The 6,049-nt window shown below is 69.0% G+C and carries 6 protein-coding genes, 1 tRNA gene and 1 pseudogene; 5 read left to right on the top strand and 3 right to left on the bottom strand.

Annotation, left to right across the window (positions count from 1 at the left end; translation table 11 throughout):
* A pseudogene (locus G6021_RS08925) lies at nucleotides 1–210 on the top strand (ABC transporter ATP-binding protein); the annotation flags it as partial.
* Between the two features lie 19 nt (nucleotides 211–229).
* Here G6021_RS08925 and G6021_RS08920 read toward each other — a convergent pair.
* The gene (locus G6021_RS08920; RefSeq protein ID WP_182641099.1) at nucleotides 230–1,219 is read right to left on the bottom strand and encodes a DUF2804 domain-containing protein; all 990 of its coding nucleotides are present in this window, start codon (nucleotides 1,217–1,219) and stop codon (nucleotides 230–232) included.
* A 124-nt stretch (nucleotides 1,220–1,343) separates the two neighbouring features.
* Between G6021_RS08920 and G6021_RS08915 the strand changes: the two genes are divergently transcribed.
* On the top strand, nucleotides 1,344–2,579 hold the full coding sequence (locus G6021_RS08915) for a cation:proton antiporter (protein WP_182641098.1): 1,236 nt from the start codon (nucleotides 1,344–1,346) through the stop codon (nucleotides 2,577–2,579).
* A gap of 54 nt (nucleotides 2,580–2,633) precedes the next feature.
* On the opposite strand, the gene G6021_RS08910 is transcribed toward G6021_RS08915, so the two are convergent.
* A complete protein-coding gene (locus G6021_RS08910; RefSeq protein WP_338404168.1) occupies nucleotides 2,634–3,866 on the bottom strand; it encodes an Ig-like domain-containing protein in 1,233 nt (410 codons plus the stop codon).
* Nucleotides 3,867–4,067: 201 nt separating this feature from the next.
* Here G6021_RS08910 and G6021_RS08905 point away from each other — a divergent pair.
* Nucleotides 4,068–4,140: transfer RNA gene (locus G6021_RS08905), tRNA-Lys, on the top strand.
* Nucleotides 4,141–4,297: 157 nt separating this feature from the next.
* On the opposite strand, the gene G6021_RS08900 is transcribed toward G6021_RS08905, so the two are convergent.
* Nucleotides 4,298–4,573 (bottom strand): DUF3618 domain-containing protein, encoded by a 276-nt coding sequence (locus G6021_RS08900; RefSeq protein WP_179524868.1) that lies wholly within the window; start codon nucleotides 4,571–4,573, stop codon nucleotides 4,298–4,300.
* A 149-nt stretch (nucleotides 4,574–4,722) separates the two neighbouring features.
* Between G6021_RS08900 and G6021_RS08895 the strand changes: the two genes are divergently transcribed.
* Nucleotides 4,723–5,223 carry a peroxiredoxin gene (locus G6021_RS08895; RefSeq protein ID WP_182609747.1) on the top strand — a complete coding sequence of 167 codons (501 nt, stop codon included), beginning with the start codon at nucleotides 4,723–4,725 and terminating at the stop codon, nucleotides 5,221–5,223.
* Nucleotides 5,224–5,231: 8 nt separating this feature from the next.
* Nucleotides 5,232–5,942 (top strand): TetR/AcrR family transcriptional regulator, encoded by a 711-nt coding sequence (locus G6021_RS08890; protein ID WP_182609746.1) that lies wholly within the window; start codon nucleotides 5,232–5,234, stop codon nucleotides 5,940–5,942.
* Nucleotides 5,943–6,049 lie beyond the last annotated feature (107 nt).

Raw genomic sequence — 6,049 nt, 5'->3', positions numbered from 1 at the left:
CGCATCGCCCTGGCCGCCGCGCTGCTCCGCGCGCCGGACGTGCTCCTCGTCGACGAACCCACCGCGGCACTCGACCGGGCGACGAGCAGCGCCGTGCTCGCCAGCCTCGAGCAGGCGGCCGTCGCTGGTGCCGCCGTCCTCGTAGCGACACATGAGGCAGACGTGATCGCCCGCTGCGACTCGGTTCTCACGCTGCCCGGCGCGGGGTAGCTCTGCGAGACCCCGCGCCCTACCAGCGGTTACGCGACTCCTCCGCCCAGCCGAGCACGCCGTCCAGGCGCACAGTGGTGCCGTCGTCGAGAACCCCGGTCCCGTGCCAGGTACCGAAAGCCTGGTGGGTGCGCACGGCCAGGATCCCGAGCTCGGTGATGTCCCTGCGGAGGTGGAACGGGGTGAGTGTGGCGTCCAGGCGCTCGCCGCGGACCCGCCACACCGCCGCCGGATCCGCCAGGTCATAGCTCCAGTGCAGATCCTCACTGATTTTGTGCAGGCGGCCGTCCACGAGGATCCCGTTCTCCGTGGACCCGGTTCCATCCGTCCACCGGCCACCCACCTGCAGCGCACACGGCACACCGTCGACCACACCGCTGCCCGCTCCCCAGTTCCATCGAGTGGCATACCGCCAGCGTCCGCGCCCGCGGTCCAGGACCGCCCACCCGGTGCCGAGTTCGTGGGCGACCCCGTCCAGGGTCACCGAACCGGTGACCGGGTTGGCGAGATCCTTGAGCGTGTATTGGAAGCGGCGCTCACTCCACGGCACCACCACTCCGAGACTGTCGTGGCCCGGTCGGGTGATTTCCAGGTCCACAAGGAGGCCGGTCGCGCGTACACGGATCGCGGTGGCGGCCTCGTCGTCGTCGATCTCTATTCCCACCCGACCCGAACCCAGGCCGGCCGACGCGTGCACGGTCCCCACCCCCGCTTCATCGCTGAAGGCGGGCCGGACGAGCGGGCTGACCCCGCTGCGGGTGGTCTCCACCCCGGTTCGGCGGTCCAGGACGTAGACCGCGCAGGTGGACAGGTAGTCGAGACCGGCCACGGTGAGCCCCACCACGAACCGGTCGGACACGATGCCCCAGTACTCCCAGCGCTTCGTGCGCCCCCACCCGGCGATGGCGGTGCGGTGCAACGGCGTGCGGGTCCAGCCGACGGCGGCCGGATCGAGTCGGCGGCCACGGGCCAGGTCGGTGGGCCGGGTGATCTCACGCTCGTCGGTCATGCGCCCACTTTTCCATCCGCGCCCTCTCGGCATTCGCACGGTCCACCGCGGGACGCGAGGGACCGATGGCGCGACCGCCAGGGGTTGCCTATGGTGCGGTGGACCCGACTGACCTGGAGGGCCCGTGTCCACACTCGATCTGTTGCTCACGACCGTCGGCGCGCTCGGCGTCGTGATCGTCGCCGTGTCCGCGCGACTGCACCGATGGCCCGTATCGGAGCCGCTCATCGCACTCGGGGTCGGCATAGTCCTGGGACCCGTGGTCCTCGGGGTTCTCGACGTCCCCGACATCGTCACCGACCCCTCGACGCTCCATCGCGGCGCGGAGATCCTTCTGGGCATCTCCGTGATGGGTGTGGCTCTCCGTTACCCCTTCTCTGCGATCCGCCGTCACTGGCGACGCTTGACGCTCCTCCTGGTGGTGGTGATGCCCGCGATGGCGCTGATCTCCACCGGTCTCGCGATCTGGGCGTTGGGCATCCCCTTCGCGGTGGCGCTGCTCTTCGGCACCGCGATCTGTCCCACGGATCCCGTCCTCTCCTCCGCCGCGGTGACCGGCGACGCCGCCGAAAGGGACCTGCCCGAAGACGACCGGCAACTGCTGTCACTGGAGTCGGGGGCGAACGACGGATTGGCCCTTCCCCTGGTCGTGGTCGCGCTCGCCGTTGCGACCCCCCTCACCGCCGGGCAGGCCGCCGCGGAGATCGGCTGGCAGATCCTCGGCGCCCTGGGGTTGGGCGTCCTCGCCGGAGTGTCGGCGGCCAGAGCTCTGCATTTCTCAGAACGTCACCACGCTGCGGAGAACGGCCCGATCCTGCTGTTCACCCTGCTCCTGGCGCTGCTGGTCCTCGGTGGCTCCGGCCTGCTGGGGGTCAACGGGGTCTTCGCGGCCTTCGTCTCGGGGTTGGCCTTCAACCTGACCAGCGTCGGAGACGAGAGGCAGGTGGAGGTGGAGATCGATGAGGCGGTCAACCAGTTCGCGGTGCTGCCGTTCTTCCTCGTCCTCGGAGCGATGCTGCCGTGGCAGCAGTGGGAGCAGTTGGGGTGGGGGGCGGTGTTTCTCACGGCCGCCGTGCTCGTCCTCCGGCGCCCGCCGGTGCTTCTCGCCCTCATGCGGCCGCTCGGATTGCGTGTCCGCGACGCGGCGTTCCTCGGTTGGTTCGGACCGGTCGGGGTCGCGGCGGTGTTCTATCTGACCGAGGAGGCGTCCAGAGCAGGTCCGGATCCGCTGTTGCTGGGTGTGGGCACCCTGGTCGTGGTGGCCAGCACCCTCGCACACGGCGTCTCCGCGGCTCCCGGCCGCGCACTGTTCAGGGCCGCCGAACGCCGCGACGACCGGGATCCCGATCGATCACGCTGAGCACTGCGCGTCCGCCCCCGCTGAGGGGGGCTCGGGCCTCAGGCCGTGCCCATGTCAGGCCGTGCCCGCGTCTGCGTTACCGGCCTTCCAGGTCTCCCACGGGACGTTCCAGTCGCCCAGACCGTCCCACCCCGGAAGCGTCGGGCCGACCGTGCCGGTGACCTCGAAGATGTCGCCGCGCTTGGCGTTGTCGTAGAACCACTTGGCGTCCGCCGTCGTGACGTTGAGGCACCCGTGGCTCACGTTCTGGCTACCCTGCGCCCAGACGGACCACGGCGCGGCGTGGACGAAGATGCCGCTGTATGACATCCGCGTGGCGTACTGGACCGGGGTCCGGTAGCCCTCCGGCGAGTCGACAGGAACGCCGTAGGTCGAGGAGTCCATGACCATCGAGGCGAGCTTCTCGCCGATCACATACGTGCCGTTGGGGGTCGGGGTGTCGGGCTTGCCCATCGAGGTGGGCATGGTCTTGACCACCTCGCCGTTGCGCTCGATCACGATCTGCTTGGTCGAGTCGTCCACCCGGGATATGACCGCGTCGCCGATCCGGAAGTCGCTGCGCGCGTCCTCCTGGCCGTACATGCCGCCGCCCAGATCCTCGCCGTAGATGTCCACGTGGACGTCGATGGTGGTACCCGGCGCCCAGTACTCGGCCGGACGCCACCGGACCTCCTGGTTGGAGACCCAGTAGAAGGCGCCCTCGACCTCGGGTTCGGTACGGATGTGGATGTTGTCCTGAGCGGCACGGCGATCCGAGATCGGCTCGTCGAACATCACCGCGACCGGCTGACCGATGCCCACCGTCGAGCCCTGACCGGTGGTGAGGTAGGCCGCGGTCATGATGCGCGGGGTGAGGGTGCTGAACGTGACGTTCTTGCGGGTGACCAGGCCGTCCTCGTCGGTCGCGGTGGACTCGAGCGTGTACTGACGGGAGTAACCCAGGTCCTCGGTGGTCCGCCACTCCGTCAGGTCGGGGTTGAACTCGCCCTGGACCTGGACGCCCTCCGGATTCCGCATGACCACGGTGTCGAGGCGACCGTCGCTGGCGGTGAGGACCACGGGCTCGGCGGGGTTGGCGTCGGATGATCCGTCCTCGACCGACAGGTCGATGACCGCGGCCGGCTCGGCCGGCGCCTCGGCGACCTGGGCCTCACCCGCGCCGCCGGCGCCGATCGTGCACCCCGTCAACACGAGCGAACCGGCGACCACGGCGGCCAGAGCGAGACGGGATCTCGACCGGGAACCCGGGTCCCGTCGTCTGGTCCGATCCGTGTGGCGCAAGTTCACTAATGGCCCCTTCCGAGCATCATCTCCCCCCGGACGTCGACAGGGCCGAGGGGAAGTCCTCCTCAGTATGCCTGGGGAAATCATTGCATTCCATATCGAATTGGTTAAGGATGCGCCGCCGCACACCGGCCACCCCCGCCCTGACCAGGCGATTTCGTGATGCCGCCGGTGTCCTGTTACTGTTTCTCTCGCACCACGCAGGCGCCATTAGCTCAATTGGCAGAGCAGCTGACTCTTAATCAGCGGGTTCGGGGTTCGAGTCCCTGATGGCGCACAACAGAGAAAGCCCCGGGTCCACGACCCGGGGCTTCGTCGTGTCGGCAGCGCGGCCGGGACCCCCGTGATGCAACGAGAAGAGCGTTCCGCACACGTTTCCCGAGTGGGAATGTGCGAAACGCTCTTCTCGATGGGCTGTGGTGCGCGGCGGCAGCTCAGAGAGCCCGACGCGCCTCGAGGTAGGCCTCGATGCGCCGACGTTCCTTGCGCTTGTTGGCCATGGACACCGAGATGCCCCCGATGACCAGCGCCGCGAATCCGCCGAGCACCGCGAGGACCCGGGGATCGGTGAGGGCGGCGACGGCCCTCTCCTTGCCCTCTTCGGCGAGGTTCTTGGGATTGACCCGGTCGACGATCTCGTCCAACGTCGTCGCGAGATCGTCACGCGCCTTGGCGATGTCGCCTTCGATGCTGTCGTAACTCCTGGACACGAGACCTCCGTCGATCGCTCGTCACGCGGTTAGCCGCGGATTCTGGACCCCGCCCACGCTACTGCACCCGTCGGCGATCCGCGCCCGCGCGCCGACGCATCGGATAGGTTGGAGTGATCACACACCCCGACCCGACTTCAGGAGCACCGGTGACCACACCACGGCTCGAGGTGGGCCAGACCGCCCCCGCCTTCACCCTCCCCGACGCCGACGGAACCCCCACGTCGCTGGCGGACCTGCTCGCCGCGCACGGACGCGTGGTGCTGTACGTCTACCCGGCCGCCATGACGCCCGGATGCACCACGGAGACCGTGGACTTCGAGGGGGCCCTCCAGCAGCTGCGGGAGGCGGGGATCGGGGTCGTGGGGGTGTCCCCCGACCCGCCGGCGAAACTCGTGCGTTTCCGCGAGAAGCACGGCATCACCTTCCCCCTGCTGTCCGACCCGGACAAGACCATGCTCACCGAGTGGGGTGCGTTCGGGGAGAAGAAGAACTACGGCAAGACCGTGATGGGCGTGATCCGATCGACGTTCGTCGTGGAGTCCGACGGGACGCTCTCCCTCGCGCGGTACAACGTCCGGGCCAAGGGTCACGTGGCGATGCTCGCGAAGCTCCTCGGTGTGGAACTGCCCGAACCCACGGAGGGCTGACGCCACCCATGCCCACCGACCCGCCCGAGCGAGTGCAGGAACCAGTACGGGATCCCGCTGACGAGGCCGTCCAGGACGAGCCGAACATCCTGGTGCCGCGCCGTCGGCCCATCCAGGAGAGGAGCCGGCGCAAGTTCCAGGCGCTGCTGTCCTCGGCGCGCGACGTGCTGGTCGAGGTGGGGTTCGACTCCTTCACCTGCGAGGAGGTCGCCTCCCGCGCCGGGGTCCCCATCGGGACGCTGTACCAGTTCTTCGCCAACAAGTACGTCCTGGTGTGCGAGCTGGACCGGCAGGACGCCCACGGCGTGATCGAGGAGATCGAGCGCTTCGCTCAGAAGATCCCCGCGCTGGACTGGCCGGAACTGCTGAACGACTTCCTCGACCACCTGGCGGACCTGTGGCTGAGCGATCCCTCCCGGCGGGCGGTCTGGTTGGCCACGCAGGCGACCCCGGCCACCCGTGCCACCGCCGCGGTCAACGAGCGCGAGCTCGCCAGGATGATCGCCAGCGTGCTCGCCCCGCTCATGCCGGCCACCGAGCGCCAGCGCCGCGCGTTCATGGCCGACGTGCTGGTCCACGTGGCCTATTCGATGCTGAACTTCTCCGTCAGCGCCGGCTCCGCCACGGGCGAGGACATCCACGACGCCACCGTCACGGAGCTCAAGCGGATGCTCACCGCCTATCTGTGGCTGGCGGAGAAGGAAGCCCAGGTCAGCTGACGTCGACCGCCGGCGGTTGGCAGATGGCGGTGGTTGGCGGACCTCAGGTGCGAGAAGTCGGCCCCGGAACGCGAATCCCGTCCGCCAAATCGGGGACACTCCGCCAA

Source organism: Dietzia sp. CW19, assembly GCF_014145265.1.
GTDB lineage: Bacteria > Actinomycetota > Actinomycetes > Mycobacteriales > Mycobacteriaceae > Dietzia > Dietzia natronolimnaea.
This window is presented reverse-complemented; position numbering and strand designations above follow the sequence as displayed.